Below are 17,012 nucleotides of genomic sequence, written 5' to 3'. Positions count from 1 at the left end.
GCCCGTCGGCAAGGAATATCTTGAGCAGCTTGTGCTCGCTTGAGGTGCCTGCCGGGGCCGGGAGTTGCACGACGTGATCCGACCCTGAACTTTCGGCTGCGCAAGACACCCACGAGGTGCCCGCGCGGCATCATTGTCCAGAGCCGAACCACGAGGGGTGGCGCAGGGCTCGTCTCTCGCCAGGTTCTAGCGGCCATGCCGCTGGCTGCACAATGCGTGAGGAGTGTGCGGGTTCGTCATGGTTGCCTTGCCGTATATCCGCGTAGCCGTGGCGCAAGCCTTTCGGTTCACCGCGCCGATGGCCGCCGCGCTGCTGCTTGCGGCTTGCGCGGTGGGTCCGGATTTCAAGCCGCCCGCTCCGCCCGCTGTCAGCGGCTATACACCCAACCCCGTTGCGACGACGGCTGCAACGCCTGGCGTGGCCGGCGGCGAGGCACAGCATCTCGAATCGGGCGCGGACATCCCCGGCGACTGGTGGACGCTGTTCCACTCCGCGCCGCTCGATGCGCTGATCCAGCAGGCATTGACGCGCAACCATGACCTGAAGGCCGCGCAGGCGGCCTTGCGCGTGGCGCACGAAAATATGCTGGCGCAGCGCGGCGCCTTCCTGCCCAGCGTGTCGGCAAACCTGTCGGCCAGCCGCCAACGCCAGCCTGGTTCGCTGGCGCCGGTGCCCGAATCCAACGCCTTCCTGTACAACCTGTACACCCCGCAGCTCACGGTTTCCTACACACCGGACGTATTCGGCGCAAACCGCCGTTCGGTCGAATCGCTCAAGGCACAGGAACAAGCCGCGCGCTTCCAGATGATCGCGACCTGGAACACGCTGGCCTCGAACGTGGCGGTGGCAGCGATCCAGCTGGCATCGCTGCAGGCGCAGGTCGACGCCACGCGGCAACTGGTCGACGCGAACACCCGGATGCTCGACATCCTGCGCTATCAATTCGCCAAGGGCTATGCGAGCCGCATCGACCTGGCCGCGCAGGAATCGCAGCTCGCGCAGACCGAGGCCACGCTGCCGCCGCTGGAAAAGCAGTTGGCTCAGCAACGTGACCAATTGGCGGTACTGGCGGGTCGTTTCCCTTCGCAGGCAACCGGCGACCAGATCACGCTGGACAGTTTGCAGCTGCCGGAAACCCTGCCGCTCTCCCTGCCCTCGGCACTCGTGGCGCAGCGGCCGGACGTGCGCCAGGCACAAGCCAACCTGCATGCTGCCAGCGCCGAGGTCGGCGTCGCCACCGCGGCGCGGCTGCCGAACATCACGCTCACGGCCGATACCGGCAGCACGGCCCTCGAGTTCTCCAAGCTCTTCACCGGTGGTACCGGCTTCTGGGATGTGGCCGCGGGCATCACTGCTCCGATCTTCGAGGGCGGTACCCTCTTGCACCAGCAACGCGCCGCCAAGGCGGCCTATGTCGAGGCCTCTGAGCAATACCGCAGCACCGTGCTTACGGCGTTCCAGAACGTTGCCGACACGCTGGTCGCGCTGGACCAGGATGCGAAAGCGCTGCAGGCCACGGCCAAGACCGAGCAGGCCGCCAAGCTGACGCTGGCGCTCGTGCAACGGCAACTCAAGGATGGCTATGCCGGCGGCCTGCAGCTGCTGAACGCCGAACAGTCCTATCAGCAGGCAAGGATCGCCCTCGTGCAAGCCCAAGCCAACCGCTTCGCCGACTCGGCCGCGCTGTACCAGGCGCTGGGTGGCGGCTGGTGGCACCACTCCGATCTGAGCAAGCAGTGACGATGAACAAGCCCGCCCCACCCCTCCCTGCTTCCATGCGCCATGGCTGTGCGCTCGCGATCCTGCTCGCGACTGCCGCGCTTGGCGCTTGCTCGTCCGATACGGGGACGCCGGAGTCCACGAACACGACGCCGCACAATGTGACCTTGACCGAGGCGCAACAGCAGCGCATCCACCTCTACACCGTCGCATCCTCGTCCTACCAGACGATGACCAACACCACAGGCGTAGTGGATTTCGACCATAACCGCTCGACCGACGTGCTCGCACCGATCTCCGGCCCGGTCGCGAAGCTGACGGTGACGCTGGGACAGACGGTGCAGCAGGGACAGGTACTGGCACTGGTGGATTCGCCCGATTTCGCCGCTGCGGTAGGCACGTACCGCAAGGCGCTCGCCGCGGCCAAGGCCGCCGATCAGCTCGCCGCCACCGACCGCGACCTCTACGCGCACCAGGGCGTGTCGCAGCACGAATACGCACAGGCGCAGTCCGATGCGATCGGCGCCGATTCCGACCGCGACGCCGCGTTGCAGGCGCTGGTCGGACTGCATGTCGATCCGCGGACTATCGCCGATCTCCAGGCAGGCAAGCCGGTCACGGGCAGCCAGGGCGCCATCCGCGCGCCTATCGCCGGCACCGTAGTCGTCAAATCGATCACCCCCGGGCAATTGTTGTCTGCGGGCACCACCGACTGCTTCACCATCGCCGATACCTCGAAGATGTGGGTGATGGGACAGCTGTTCGATAGTGCCTTCGGGGCAGTGAAGGTAGGCGCCCCTGCCGAGGTCGAAACCGCCGATGGCAAGTCCATCTCGGGCAAGGTCACCAATGTCGGCGACGTGGTCGACCCGAATACGCGTTCGGTGACCGCACGCGTCGCGGTCGACAACCCGGATGGCGTGTTGAAGCAGCAGATGTACGTATCGGTACGGATCCGGTCGCTGGACACGCAGACCGGCGTGTTGATTCCCGTGTCCGCGGTGCTGCGCGACGACGAGAACCTGCCGTTCGTGTACACGGTCGCGGCGGACAGCAGCTACGCGCGCACGCCTGTGACACTGGGGGCGCGGATCGATGATCGATATGTGATTCCGCAGGGCCTCCACGCCGGCGACAAGGTGGTGGTGGATGGCGCGATCTTCCTCAATTTCATCCAGACCCAATGACCGCCGCGCTCCCACCCGACGTACCGAAGCGCGATGCTTCCATCATCAACCGCATCGTCGCGTTCGCACTGGAGCAGCGCCTGCTGATCGCTCTGCTTTCGCTCGCGCTCACGGCCGCCGGCATCTGGGCCTACAACGCCCTGCCGATGGATGCGTACCCCGACCTGTCGCCGCCGATGGCCGAAATCATCACCCAGTGGCCCGGCCACTCGGCGGAGGAAGTCGAACGCCTGATCACGGTGCCGGTAGAGCTCGGGATGAACGCGATCCCGGGGCTGGTGACCAAACGCTCGATCTCGCTGTACGGACTGTCGGACGTCACCCTCACTTACGCCAACGGTGTCGACGATTATTTCGCGCAGCAGCAGGTGTACAACCGCCTGCCCGGCATCACCTTGCCCAGCGGCGTCACGCCGTCGTTGTCGCCGATGTCGCCGCCTTCGGGCCTGGTCTATCGCTATGTGCTGCAGAGTTCCGACCGCTCGCCGATGGAGCTGAAGACGCTGGAGGACTGGGTGATCGCGCCGCAGTACCGGTCGGTGCCGGGCGTCGCCGACGACTCTGCCTTCGGCGGCGGCAACATGCAGTACCAGGTGTTGCTCGACCCCGTGAAGGTCGCGGCGCTCGGCCTGAGCGTAACGCAGATCGAAGCTTCGCTGACCGCGAACAACAGCAACGCCGGCGGCGGCTTCTACCAACAGGGCGGCCAGTTCTTCTACGTGCGCGGGCTCGGGCGGATGGTGACGTTGCAGGATATCGGCAACGTGGTGGTGGCCGTGCACAACGGCACGCCGGTGCTGGTGAAGGACGTGGGCAAGATCGAAATCGGCATTGCGCCGCGCCTTGGCGAATTCGGCTACATGAACCAGGACGATGCGGTCGAGGGCGTGATCCTGACGCTGACCGGGGCGAAGACTCAGAACGTGCTGCAGCGTGTCGAGGCCAAGACCCGGGAACTCAACGACGAAGTCCTGCCGAAAGACGTCAGGATCCATCCCTTCTACGACCTTACCGACCTGATCCAGCAGACCAAGGAGGTCGTGCGGCATAACCTGCTGGTCGGCATGTTGCTGGTGATCGCGGTGCTGGTGTTCTTCCTCTACGACCTGCGCGCCGGCCTGATTGTCGCGGTCACCATTCCGCTGGCGTTGATGTTCGCGTTCTGCGGGCTGCACCTGCAGAATGCCTCGGCCAACCTGCTCTCGATCGGTGCGGTGGACTTCGGCATCCTGGTCGATGCCGCGGTGGTGATGGTCGAGAACATCTACCGCCAGCTAGCGCTCCGCCAGGGCGAGCCGCTGGACATCATCGCCGTGGTCCGCGACGCGGCAGCCGAGGTGGATCGCCCGCTCTTCTATGCGGTGGGAGTCATCGTGGCCGGCTTCCTGCCGATCTATGTGCTGAGCGGCCCTTCGGGAACGCTGTTCAAGCCGATGGCCGACACCATGATCTTCGCGATCGTCGGTTCGCTGATTGTGACGCTGACCCTGCTGCCGGTGTTGTGTGCGTGGTTCATGCGCAAGGGCGTGCGCGAACGCCGCAACGCGATCTTCGAGTCCGTCAAGACGCGTTATGCGAAGTGGTTGGACACCTGCCTGGCGCATCCGTGGCGGATCACGATCGCCACGGGTGTGCTGCTCGGCCTGTCGCTGCTGCTGGTACCTTTCATGGGCGCAGAGTTCATGCCGCAACTCGACGAAGGTGCATTGTGGGTACGCGCGACGATGCCCTACACCATCTCGTTCGACGAAGCCGCGAAGATTTCGCCGCAGATCCGCGAGGTCCTGCGCTCCTTCCCGGTCGTCACCACGGTGGCCTCGGAGCTGGCGCGCCCTGACGATGGCACCGACTCCACCGGCTTCTTCAACGACGAATTCTTCGTGGGCCTGAAGCCGTATTCGGAATGGCACGGCGCCTACCGCGACAAGCAGGCGCTAATCGACGCGATCGACGCGAAGCTGCAGAAATTCCCCGGCATCCAGTTCAACTACACCCAGCCCGCCGAGGATGCGGTGGACGAAGCCGAGACGGGCTTGAAGAGTGCGCTGGCCGTGAAGGTATACGGATCGGACCTGCGGACGCTGCAGGAGAAAGGCAAACAGATCAAGGCGGCGATGGAGAAAGTACGCGGCATCACGGACGTGACGCTGGTGCACGAACTGGGCCAACCCAATCTCGCGATCAAGATCGACCGCGCCAAGACCGCCCGCTACGGCATCAACGTCGACGACATCAACAGCCTCATCAATGCCGCGGTCGGCGGCGACGTCGCGACCGAGGTGGTGCAAGGCGAGAAGCAGTTCGACCTGGTGGTGCGCCTGTTGCCGCAGTACCGCAACAACCCGCAGCAGATCGGCGACATCCCGGTTGCCACACCGGGTGGCCAGGAGATTCCATTGAAGGAATTCGCCAGCATCACGGTCGAGAACGGCGCATCCTTCATTTACCGCGAAAACGATTCGCGCTACATCGGCGTGCAGTTCTCGGTGCAAGGTCGCGACCTTGCCGGTGCCGTGGAAGACGCGATGGCGCAAGTCTCGAAGCAAGTGAAGCTGCCGCAAGGCTATCGCCTCGACTGGGGCGGCGAGTACAAGGAATACACGGCTTCGCACAGGCAGCTGAATCTCGTGCTGCCGCTCACGCTGGCGGTTATCTTCCTGCTGCTGTTCGCGCTGTACGGAAACTTCAAATTCCCGCTGATCACCGTGCTGGGCGTCCTGCTGTCGGCGCCGGTCGGCGGCATCGTCGCGCTCTGGGTCACGCATACGCCGTTCTCGGTTTCATCCGGCATCGGGTTCCTCGCGCTGTTCGGCGTGTCAGTGCAGACCGCCGTCGTCTACATCTCCTACGTCAACGAACTGCGATTGAACGGCACGCCGATCGGCGAGGCCATTCGGGAAGGCGCGGTCCTGCGCCTACGTCCGATCATGATGACGGCGCTGGTGGCCGCGCTGGGCCTGCTGCCGGCCGCCATCGCGGTCGGCGTCGGCACCGATACACAGAAGCCGTTCGCACTGGTGATCGTCAGCGGGCTGTTCACGCGGCTGGCGATCAGCATCTTCCTGATGCCCGCGCTGTACAGCCTCGTGGCACGCAAGGACGACCGCCTGCAGGTATGACAACCTGACGAGATCGCGCGAGCAAATGAGCTGGAGGCTCAGCGATGCTTCGTTGCGTGCTTTCGCGAAAACACCTATGCATTGTGCTGCAAAGGCACATGCATAGTTTGCCAAGCTTCCGCGCGCCGACTTTCCGGGGACATCGGCGCCAACGGCTGCTTCGACTGTTGGTCGTTGTGCGAGAGAAAAAAAGCCACCCGCAAGGGGTGGCCGATGGGGAAATTTGCGTCATGCTACGGAAATTCCGTTTCCGTTCGTGCACCGCTCAGCGTCGATTTCGATCAGTAGTCGTAGGTCACACCCAGTTGCACCCAACGCGGGGATTCCAGCCGGTAAGGCATGAGGTACCACGGGTTGGGCACGCCTGGCCCCCAGCTGTATGCGGATTGCATCTGCACGGCCTTCTGCTCGTTGAACACGTTGTGTACCTGCAACTGAAAGTCCAGCTTGTGGTCGGCGAAGGCCGGGCGGTAATCCATTTGTAGGTTCAACTGGTGCGTCCACGGCGTGTTGCCATTGGCTCCCGGCGGCGAAGGAACGCCGTTGCACCAGTGGTAGCTGCTGCCGTAACCGCCCGGATCGTCAGCGGAGGTGCCGTAACCGGAGAGCGGGCCGTAGTAGCCGAGGCAGGTCAGCGGCGTACCGGAGGCAATGTCGTAGGTGCCGCCCGTGCTCCATTCCGGCGTGATCTGGTACGAGCCGTAGATGCGCAAGTGATGACGCTGGCTGTTGGCCTGATCGCCGTTGGCGTATTGCATGATCTGCGAAAAATCCCAAGCAGCGGTGGCCGACTGCGACGATCCGCCTCTGAAAGTCGTGGTCGATGTCGGGCCCTCGTAGTTGCCGTAGCTGCGTGCGAAGGTGTAGTCGATCTTGCCCCACCACTTGCCGTCGAACGGATGCTCCAGGTACATGTCCAGCGCGTAGTAGCGGCGCTTGAGCTGCGGCATCCGGAAATCGGCCCACGGAATCTTCACCTGGCTGTAGCCGCCGCTGCCGTTCGGCACGGTAATCGTGTTGGCAACGCCAGGATTGATCAGAACGGTGCCGACGTAGTCAGCCGGGTTGCTGCTGGCGGCAACACCTTGTGCAGCGGCCGCCTGCAGCACGATAGGCAAATCCTGCACGTTCTGGCCGCTGTCCCAGTCGTCGATGGCGCGGCCCATGCGGTTCACGGTACCGCTCACGCCATACACCCAGCTCTGGTCGAGCATGTGGAACTGCTGCTGTAAGCCCAGCACGAACTGGTCCACATACTCGGCCTTGAGGCTCTGCGCATCGGCCGTTTTGGGGTTGGCCATCTGGCCGTTCCATCCGTTGGGGTAATAGATGCCGCCCGGGAGAGTACTGGGGGTGATTTGCTGGGTTGTCGGCGAGCCATTCCACAGTGGTATGCCGGTGGGGCCGATGCCGTCGTAGAGGTAATACTGTTGCGTCGACAGTGGAGCGCCGCCCATGGTCAGCGCCACCGACGTGGGCATGGCGAGGTAGTAGCGGCCGGCGTTGCCGTACACCTTCATGGTCGAGTCGCCGAACACGTCCCAACTGACACCGAGGCGCGGCGCCCACTGCGGCTTGGTGAGGCGCAGGAACGCCCCGCCAACGGGGTTGTAGTTGGTGAATTGGTCGTTGCGCAGGCCGATGTTCAGCAACAGGTTGGGCGTGACCTGCCAGTTGTCCTGGATGTACTGCGCACGCTGCTTCACGGACACGGTGGAATCCTGCGAGTACGTCCCTTTGACCACGAAGCAGCTGCGCGCCAGGCCCTGGATGGTGCAAGGCGTGCCTGGTCCCACAAAGTAGCCGTTGGCGTTCAGGGCATTCGCGCCGGGCTGATAGGCATAGTAGGTCCACGTGTAGCCGGGACCGCCCGTGATGGAACCGTCCTTCTTGTCGGCATCGTCGTCGTTGTCGATGCCGAACAGGAGTTCGTGGTTGCCCAGCTTCCAGTCGAGGTCGATGCGCAGGTTGCGCACTTCGGAGCTGTGCTTGGGGTTGCTCTGGCTGCCGATGCCGTAGAGGTTTTCGTAAGGCGTGCCGCTGGGCGGCAGGAAGGCCGGGTTTTCCTCGTTGATGCTGTAGATCGCCGGCAAGGTCATCCCATACGACGCCTCCGGCGAAGCCGCCGGAACCTGGTAGTAATACTCGCCAGTCATCTTGCCGAACATGGCGTTCAACGTCAGGTTGTCGGTGATGTAGGAGGTGTACTTCAGGATGCCGACGTCGAACGTGGTCTTGTAGCGCCAGCCCTGATACAGGAATGCGCCATTGGTATGCGTGCCGTAATCGTAGACATAGGTCTGCGACGGATCGTTGGAGGTCTGATTGCGAACGCCCGTGAACGACAGGATGTTGCTGGGGTTGATGTCCCAGTCCAACTTGGCGTAAAGCTTCGGGTCACTGTCCTTCGAGTAGCTCACGGTACTCGGGGTGCCCGGATAACTGAGCGCGCCGACGCCGTGACCTTGTGACTTGTCCGCCTCGTACGAAACGAACATAAACAGCTTGTCCTTGATCAGCGGGCCGCCAATGTAGGCGTCGTACACCGTGTTCCAGTTGCTGTTGCGGCGATAGTACCCGTAGATCTGCCCTGGCTTCTGATAGGGGTAGATGTTGTTCGGGTTGGCGTAATAGAGGTTGTCGATGGAACCCTGAAAGAACTCCGGCTGCCATAACACCTGACCACCGAAGTGCCAGTCATTGGTGCCGCTCTTGCCGATCTGGCTGATCACGCCGCCGGCCGAGCGACCGTACATCGCCCCGTAGCCGCTCGTCAGCGTTTGCTGCTGATCGATGGAGCCATAAGGCAACGTGATGCCGCCGGTGTTGCTGAGCGGATCGGAAGTGTTGAAGCCGTTGATGTAGTACGCGTTCTCGACGATGGACGCGCCGTTGACCGAAATCACCGGCTCACCCGTGGGGCCGCTCCAATACTCCGAGCCTGCGATGGTGCCCGGCGCCAGCAGGGCGATGGCCGCGGAGTTGCGCGCCACTGGCAGTTCGGTCAACTGCTTGGCCGTGATGGTGGTGTTCTGCGTGGTGGAGGTCACGTCGATCGGGGGTAGCGCGTCCGCTGTCACAGACACCGTACTCAGCGTGCTGGTGTCCTTGCCGCTCGCGAAATCGGCCTCGGATGCACCACCGGCAGCCGGGCTGACATTGTCGTGCGACTGAACCACGTTGCCAGCCTGCAACAGGCTGACCGTATAGGTGCCCACTGGCACGGTGACCGAGTAATGTCCCGAACTGTCGACCGGAATGGTGCGGTTGAAACCAGCACCGCCGACGATCTGCACAGCCTCACCAGACGATATCGGCGCAGCGCCGAAAATCGTGCCGGTAGTAGCCTGCGCCAGCACCTGGCTTGTCACGCCTGTAGCGGCAACGACAGCGACAGCCAAGGCTGTGCGACGCCATGCCGAAATGCATGCAGTCCTATTGAATCTCATGGCATTCATAAGTTCTGGAAACTCCCCGGTGAAATGCTGAGTTCTTTCGTATGCGCAACAGGTCGCCCCATGCCACAACGGCATAGGTCAAGGCATCCGAAAGAAACGGATTATTGGATCCAAAGCAAACTAATACGCAGCAACTGCGGTTTCGTTCTCGGCGGCTTTGATCGCCACGGAAAACCAGTTCAACTTCCACTCCCCACGTCGAAAACGATAAGTCACGATTAATTGACTTGTCGCGACGGGATGCTGCATTGAAGATGCGGAATGCAGCACAAAGTGGTTAATCCATATTTTTTGCGCCGAAGTCCGCACAATGATTGATACGCGCTGCCTTATTCCGTGACGCAAAAGTGCGCTCGGGCCAAACGATGTTGTCCATCGATAAATAAAGGAAGCGATCTAATCAATGATCTAATCTGACGAGCAGATCGAGGATCAACTCACTCGACCGGCATGGATCTACCGTCTAGTTTCTTCGCCGCCCGCTCGCTGGCGCCTTGGCGGTCGACAGCAGTTTGTTCAGTACCCACAGACCAGCAGGCCCCAGCGGGTCGCTGCGTCGATAGATGGCAAACAACGGCATGCTCCGGCTGCGCGGTTGCCGCTCTGCCAGATCCAGTTCAACCAATTGCCCGCTACCCAGATCCGCCTCAACGAAGCTGCGCGGCATGAACCCCCAACCGAGCCCGGCAAGCAACATTGCGCGCTTCGAACCCAGATCGGCGGTAAGGATCCTGCGATTCGAAAAGACGGAAAAAGTGCGGCCATCCGTTCGTCCGCTGTGATCGGTCAGCACGATCTGCGTGTGCTCCCGCAACACATCGGTTACGACCTTCGATTGCTGAGCCAACGGATAGATGGACGCCGCGACCGGCACAAGCGGGATCTCCGGCAACGAATGGCCAATCAACTCAGGGGCGATATCCGGCAGAGAACCTTGGACGCCAAGATCGTAACCGCCCGCGATCACTCGTTCCGGCACCCCGCCGAGCACCTCGACGCTTAGGCGAAGGGCCACGCCGGGGAATGCCTGCTGGAAGCTCGTGACCAGTTCCACCAGCTGCGCCGTCGGAAACATCACATCCAAAGCGACCGAAAGCTCGGCCTCCAGTCCTTGCGTCAACCCCAATGCGCGCGCCTTGAACTGATCCGCGCGGGCAAGCACGGCGCGCGCGTCCACCAGGAGCGCGCGCCCATGAGTGGTCATGACGGGTTTCCAGCTCGTGCGGTCGAACAACGTGACGCCCAATGCAGTCTCCAGGTTGGCGATGGCGTTGCTCACCGCCGATTGCGCCCGGTGCAGCTTGCGTGCCGCCGCAGAGAAGCTGCCCTGGTCGGCAATGGCCACAAACATACGTAGCTGGTCCAGGTTTAGGGCATCCAACATGATCCGTTATCCAGATGGAGATAATCGAGATTTTATCTCTTCCTGGCATGGTTTTCCTGTCCTAGGCTGGACATGCCCTATCCCTGGAAAAATCCATGAATACCGAACGGCGCCTGGTTTCCACGAACAGCGAACTGCTTGCCGCCACTGGCGATGCATCGGTGGCGCATATCGTGGTCGCAGCGAAATTGACCGACGTGCCGGCCGTGCGTCTCTCACCCGGCCAGACATTGAGCGGAAGTGATCCGCAAGCGTCGATACAGTTCGCAGCCGATCAGGACGGCGTGCAGCTCTCGGCCGACAACCGGGTGGAGAACATCAAACTGACAACCTCCCCCGATCGGCGCGCCATTTTCATTGACAGCGGCGTCGAGCATCTCGGCCGTCTGGTGCTTTGGAATCTGGGGATCACGGGAGTAGTGCAGTTGCTTGTCCGTGAACGAGTGCGTGGCGGTCACGTCGAGGCCCACAACATTCACATCATGTCCGCGGATGCCCGCGGTTATGCGGATCGCCCCAAAGGCTATGGCGTCGAAGTCATCCAGGGTGCCTTTACGCTCTGGAATCAACAAGCGGATTCCGGGGTAACGATCACCGCCGATCTGACAGGCCTATCGGCAGGCCGCGCCGGTGCTCCGGTCCGCGGCAGCGGCATCTTCGTCAGTGGCGCGGGTGATACGGGAGGTCGGCTGGTGGCGCGCCGGCTCGAGACCGATGCCATCTACAGCGACGGCGGCATACCGCCGGGCACTCCGGATCGCATCTCCGGCGGCGTATTCACTGTCTACGGTGCGTTCGTGGAGAACGTGCACAACCATGGTCCCGTGACCACCTATGGCCCCAATGACATGGTGCTGGACAACTGGGGCACCGTGGATCACTGGATCGCCGAGGATGCGATCACCTCGTACGGCTCAAGCGGCATCGGTTTCGTCAACTTCGGCACGGTCAACCAGCTGCAGGTTAACGCACCCATCGAAACCTTCGGCAAAGGCGCACGCGGGTTCAACGTATACACAGGGACCGTACAATCGGCGGAATTCGAACGCGTGGTCACCCACGCCGATGGTGCCGTCGGCATCCAGATCAGCCAACCGGTGGGCCGGATCGCAGTACGCCGTGGCATCGAAACCTATGGCGGAACCGGCGACTCGCTGGTCAAAGGCGTCGTGGTCACCTTGTCGGCCATCGCACTGAGCGTCAAACCAGGCGGTTCGGCGCGAGAGGTGGAGATCGCAGGCGGCTTAATCACGCATGGCTCCGGCATCAACCCGCTTGAGTTGCATGGAAACGTCGAGTCTCTCCGCATCAGCGGCGGCCTGGTCGCGGCTGGAGGCGGCTTCGACATCCTCTGAGTACGCATCAGCTCATGACAACGCGAGTGGCCCCGGTGACCACCGACTGCAGCCAGGACGACCGCACCGCCCTGATCGCCTGACTCGCGCCGGATCAGCGCGTCGAGATCGTCATGATCGGGTGGAGTTGACCTGCCCTATCGCAATCGGTGCACCAGCCTCCGATGTTCAGCGTCGGAGATGAATTTCCTGACCCTCGTGGTCACGATCCCATCCGCGCAGTTCGTCGCGGATATGGGCAATGCGTTGACGGCCGAGGGCGTTGCGCTCCTCGTCCAGCACCTGCCCATCCAGCAATTCAGCCAAGCGCTGCGCGGTAGGCAGCATGGTGTCCCAGGCATCCAGCGCAGGCAGAGGCGCCGGCAGCGTCATGAAGAAGCTTAGTCCAGGAGTGCGCAAGGCATCGAGCCGGGCGAGGTCGAAACTGCCGGGCTTGAGCATGTTGGCGACGCTGAAGATGGGCCCGAGCTCACGCTTGCCGTCGACGAGGCGATGATAGATGCCCATATCGCCGAACTCGAGCCCGGCCTTCTCGGCAGCCACGATCAGGTCGGAGCCGTGGAAGCTGGCACCTTCGCGCGCCACCACGAATAGGGTGACGATGCGCTCCACCGGCATTTGCGCAGGACGGCGGCCGAGGTCGGAACGCGGTGGCAAGCGGTTCGGCAGCGGCGCAGACGCAGGAGTGGCGGCTGGCGCTGGGGACGGTGCAGGAGCGGCGACCGGCGCAGTCGAGCTTGGCTGATCCGGCGCCGAAGGCGCGCGCAGCGCATCGACAATGGAAGCGGCCTGGCCTGCCAGCTTGCTGCGCGACAGGCTAGCGCTGCGCTCCCCGGAAAGCGTGGCACCAAGACGTTCGAGTTCCTCGCGCAGGCCGACGTCGAGTTCGCCCTGCTTGGGTTGCGCCGTTTCTTCGAAGTGCGCCGCATCACCGGTCGCGCTGAACGAAAGGCCGTCCATGCTGCTGTCGTTTTCGCCCCCTTCCCCACCCAGTGTGGGTTCGCGGCGTTCGCGTTCGCTGCTGACGCCCTGCCCGGCCGGCGCGCGCCGCTTACCCTGCTGCTCCTTCTTCGGCTGGCCGAACAGCCAGATCAGGCCAAGCAGGACTGCGCCTACGATCAGCATCGGGATACCGACCGCCGGATTCCAGGCAAAGGCAAGCACAGGTTGCAGCGTCATCGTCGTTTCCTCATTTGGTTCGTCTGCCGCAGGTCGCGGCCGCGAACGCGCTTCCTCGGTTCAACACGTGGGCATCGCCGGCGATGCTCAGGCCGTGCCCGCCAGTTTAGCCGCTTCGGCGAGGTCCACCTGCACCAGACGCGACACGCCTGGTTCGCGCATGGTTACGCCGCAGAGCTGGCTGGCCGCTTCCATGGTGGCCTTGTTGTGACTGATGAAGATGAACTGCACGCGTTCGCTCATCTCGCGCACCATGCTGGAGAAGCGGCCCACATTGGCTTCGTCCAGCGGCGCATCCACCTCGTCGAGCAGGCAGAAAGGTGCGGGATTGAGGTTGAAGATGGCGAACACCAGCGCCACCGCGGTGAGCGCCTTCTCGCCGCCGGAGAGCAGCGAGATGTTGGACGGGCGCTTGCCGGGCGGCCGCGCCATGATCGCCACGCCGGTGTCGAGCAGGTCGTCGCCGGTGAGTTCGAGGTAGGCATGGCCGCCGCCGAACAGGCGCGGGAACAACTCCTGCACGCCGGCATTGACCTTGTCGAAGGTCTCCTTGAAACGCGCGCGCGTTTCGCGGTCGATTTTCTTGATCGCGCCTTCCAACGTTTCCATCGCGCTGGTGAGGTCGTTGAGCTGGTTGTCGAGATAGGTCTTGCGCTCGCTCTGCTCGGCGTGTTCCTGGATCGCGGCGAGGTTGACCGGCTCCAGCCGCACGATCTTCTGCGCCAGCTCGGCCAGCTGCTGCTTCCACTGTCCCGCATCCACATCCTCGGCCAGTTCGGCGAGCAGGGTTTCCAGTTCGAGACCGGAGGCGGCAATCGCTTCGGCCAACTGTTCAGCACGCAGTTGCAGGGCCTGTGCGGCAAGGCGTTTTTCGGAAAGGCTTTCGCGCAGGCTGGCCAGACCCTGCTCGGCGAGATGGCGGCGCTGCTCTAGCTGGCGGAAGGCGATGTCGCACTCTTCCAGCGCGCGGCGCGCTTCCACCAGTTGCCTGTCCACCAGCAGGCGCTGGTCGAGGTAGGTCTGCCGCTCGGCTTCCAGCTCGGCGATGGGATCGGAGCCGGCGGCAAGCTGCTCGGCAATCTCGCCGCGGCGGGCCTCGATCTGCCGCAACTGGTTTTCCATGCGCGCCAGCGACTGTTCCAGCGAGCTGAGCGAGGAGCGCTTGGATTCCATCGACAACGCCAGGGCGTGTGCCTGGTCAGCGGCCTCGCGTGCGTTCATGCGCGCTTCCTCGCGCGTTTCCAGCAACGCGCGGCGCTCGTTCTCCAGTTCACGGCGCAGGTCTTCGAGGTCGCCCATGTGCCCGACCGATTCGTCCAGGCGGGCACGGGCTTCGCGGGTCTGCGTTTGCAGCTCGTCGAGCTGGTCGACCAGCGTGGAGAGTTCGCCGGCCACCTTTTCGCCGCGGGCGCGGGCGGTTTCCAGCTTGCCGCGATGGCTCTGCAACTGGCCGGCGAGTTCGCTCTGGCGGCGGTGCGCGTTGTAAAGCTCGCGCTGGGTGTCATCGCGGGCGCGTTCGGCCTCGAACTTGCGCGTGCGCAGGTCGTCGAGCTGGGCCGTGCATTCCTCAATGCGCGCTTCCAATGCGGCGACCTGTTCGGCCAGCGTGCGGATCTCGCGCTCGCGCGCCAGTACACCTACCTGGTTGCCCTGCGCGCGACGCACGCGCGCCCAGCCGGGACCCAGCCATTCGCCGCTGCGGGTGATCACCGACTGGTACGGCGCCAGGGCGGACAGCCCGCCGACGCGCTGGCGGGCTTCGTCCAGCGAATCGGCCACCAGCACGTGGCCGAGAATGGCGATGGCCGCAGCCGGGCCGCGCACGTGGGCGGCCAGCGTGCCGGCCGTGTTGGCACCGCCTGCACTGGCGTCGAGCAACGCGACGTCGGCGTTTTCAAGCGCACCGAGATCGGTGGCCAGGGTATGGGCCCCGTCCACCAGCACGCTGTCGATGAAGCCCGAAAGCACGGTTTCCACCGCGCTTTCCCAGCCGTTTTCCACCTGCAGGGCCTCGCCGAGACGCGGCGATTTGTCGAGACCGAGGCGCGCCAGCCACTGGCTGGCGGCGTTTTCTTCCTGGCCCAGCGCGGCATGCTGCAGGGCTTCCAGCGAGGACTGCCGGCCGCGGGCGGTCTGCAGCTGCGAGCGGGCCTCGTTGAGCGTGGACTGCAGCTGGCGCTCTTCGTCCAGCACTTTCTCGTGAGTGGTCTTGTGCTGGTCTAGCAAGCTGCCCAGCGACTCCACCTTCTCGCGCTGGGTATCGTGCTCCAGATGCATCTGTTCGGCCGCGGCATCCAGCGCCGCGAGGTCGGTGGCCTTTTGTTCGGTTTCCAGCGCCTCGCGGCGCTTGGCGAGATCGATGGCCTGACGGTCGAGGTAGTTGAGCTTGGTGCGCTCCACTTCGGCTGCGCGGTTGGATTCGCCGGCGGTACGGGTGTGCGTGTCCCAGCGCTGCTGCCAGTCGGCGAGCTTGGTTTCGGCGCTGCGCTGGGCCTCGGCCGTGTCGTCCTGCATCTGCTGCAGGGCTTCCAGTTTGGGTTCGCCCTCGGCCAGCGCCATGCGCAGCGTTTCGACCTGCGTGCGGTCACCGGCGATGTGTTCGGCCAGTTCGTTGTGTTCGCGTTCGGCGTCGCCCTGCGCGCGCTGCAGACGCTCGGCGGTTTCCTTGTTGTGGCGCACCTGCTGCTCGACGCGCGCGATTTCGGCGCCGACCTTGTAGACCTCTGCCTGCACCGAGCTCAGGTGTTCGCCGGCCCCGGTGTGGCGCTCGCGCATGGCTTCGATCTGCGCCTCGATCTCGCGCTGGCCGGCCAGCTGCTTCTCGATCTCGATCTCGGCGGCGGACAGCCCTGCCCCCTCGCCGTCGTGCTGGCCCTTCAGGGCGCGGTATTCCAGCGCGCGCAGTTCGGCCTGCTTGCGAGTTTCCTCTTCCTTGTACGCCTTCCAGCGCTCGGCAGCACGGGCCTGGCGATTGAGATGCTCGAGCTGCTTGTCCACTTCGTCGCGGACGTCCTTTACGCGGTCGAGGTTTTCGCGGGTGGACTTGATGCGGCTCTCGGTTTCCTTGCGGCGTTCCTTGTACTTGGAGATACCGGCGGCTTCCTCCAGGTGCGTGCGCAGTTCCTCGGGATGCGCCTCGATGATCTGCGAGATCATGCCCTGCTCGATGATCGAGTAGCTGCGCGGGCCGAGGCCGGTGCCGAGGAACAGGTCGGTGATATCGCGCCGGCGGCAGCGCGCGCCGTTGAGGAAATACAGCGACTGCCCGTCGCGCGTCACCTGGCGCTTCACCGAGATCTCGGCGTACTGGCCGTACTCGCCCTGCACCGTGCCGTCGCCGTTGTCGAAGATCAGCTCGACGGTGGCCTGCCCCACCGGCTTGCGCGAGGTGGAACCGGAGAAGATCACGTCGGTGAGCGAATCGCCGCGCAGGCGGCTGGCCGCGCTCTCGCCCATCACCCAGCGGATGGCGTCGATGATGTTGGACTTGCCGCAACCGTTCGGGCCGACCACGCCCGTCATGTTGGCGGGCAAGTGCAGCGTGGTCGGGTCGACGAAGGACTTGAAGCCGGCGAGTTTGATCGTGGTCAGGCGCATGCGGTCATCGCTG

Annotated in this window: 8 protein-coding genes; 4 read left to right on the top strand and 4 right to left on the bottom strand. The window is 63.8% G+C overall.

What is annotated here, in order from left to right; all coding sequences use genetic code 11:
• Positions 1-298: 298 nt before the first annotated feature.
• Genes IHE46_RS05955 through IHE46_RS05945 form a run of 3 tightly spaced genes read left to right on the top strand, consistent with a single transcriptional unit; the run spans position 299 to position 6,026 of the window.
• Positions 299-1,741, top strand: coding sequence for an efflux transporter outer membrane subunit (locus IHE46_RS05955; RefSeq protein WP_192163775.1), 1,443 nt, complete (start codon positions 299-301; stop codon positions 1,739-1,741).
• 2 nt (positions 1,742-1,743) lie between these two features.
• A complete protein-coding gene (locus IHE46_RS05950) occupies positions 1,744-2,907 on the top strand; it encodes an efflux RND transporter periplasmic adaptor subunit (RefSeq protein WP_192163677.1) in 1,164 nt (387 codons plus the stop codon).
• Positions 2,904-6,026 (top strand): CusA/CzcA family heavy metal efflux RND transporter, encoded by a 3,123-nt coding sequence (locus tag IHE46_RS05945; RefSeq protein WP_225562808.1) that lies wholly within the window; start codon positions 2,904-2,906, stop codon positions 6,024-6,026. The genes IHE46_RS05950 and IHE46_RS05945 overlap by 4 nt, the downstream gene beginning before the upstream one ends.
• 281 nt (positions 6,027-6,307) lie before the next feature.
• On the opposite strand, the gene IHE46_RS05940 is transcribed toward IHE46_RS05945, so the two are convergent.
• A complete protein-coding gene (locus IHE46_RS05940; protein ID WP_192163676.1) occupies positions 6,308-9,322 on the bottom strand; it encodes a TonB-dependent receptor in 3,015 nt (1,004 codons plus the stop codon).
• A 625-nt stretch (positions 9,323-9,947) separates the two neighbouring features.
• Positions 9,948-10,868 carry a LysR family transcriptional regulator gene (locus IHE46_RS05935; RefSeq protein WP_192163675.1) on the bottom strand — a complete coding sequence of 307 codons (921 nt, stop codon included), beginning with the start codon at positions 10,866-10,868 and terminating at the stop codon, positions 9,948-9,950.
• 95 nt (positions 10,869-10,963) lie between these two features.
• Between IHE46_RS05935 and IHE46_RS05930 the strand changes: the two genes are divergently transcribed.
• Positions 10,964-12,223, top strand: a complete 1,260-nt coding sequence (locus tag IHE46_RS05930) for a hypothetical protein (RefSeq protein WP_192163674.1) — start codon at positions 10,964-10,966, stop codon at positions 12,221-12,223.
• Between the two features lie 168 nt (positions 12,224-12,391).
• Here IHE46_RS05930 and zipA read toward each other — a convergent pair whose 3' ends face one another.
• Both zipA and smc read right to left on the bottom strand, forming a co-directional pair.
• The gene (gene zipA, locus IHE46_RS05925; RefSeq protein WP_192163673.1) at positions 12,392-13,402 is read right to left on the bottom strand and encodes a cell division protein ZipA; all 1,011 of its coding nucleotides are present in this window, start codon (positions 13,400-13,402) and stop codon (positions 12,392-12,394) included.
• Positions 13,403-13,489: 87 nt separating this feature from the next.
• Positions 13,490-16,999, bottom strand: coding sequence for a chromosome segregation protein SMC (gene smc / locus IHE46_RS05920; RefSeq protein WP_192163672.1), 3,510 nt, complete (start codon positions 16,997-16,999; stop codon positions 13,490-13,492).
• Positions 17,000-17,012 lie beyond the last annotated feature (13 nt).

This window comes from Rhodanobacter sp. DHG33, assembly GCF_014843005.1.
GTDB lineage: Bacteria > Pseudomonadota > Gammaproteobacteria > Xanthomonadales > Rhodanobacteraceae > Rhodanobacter_A.
Note: the sequence above shows the minus strand (reverse complement) of the source record. Positions and strands in the feature narration are given on the sequence as shown.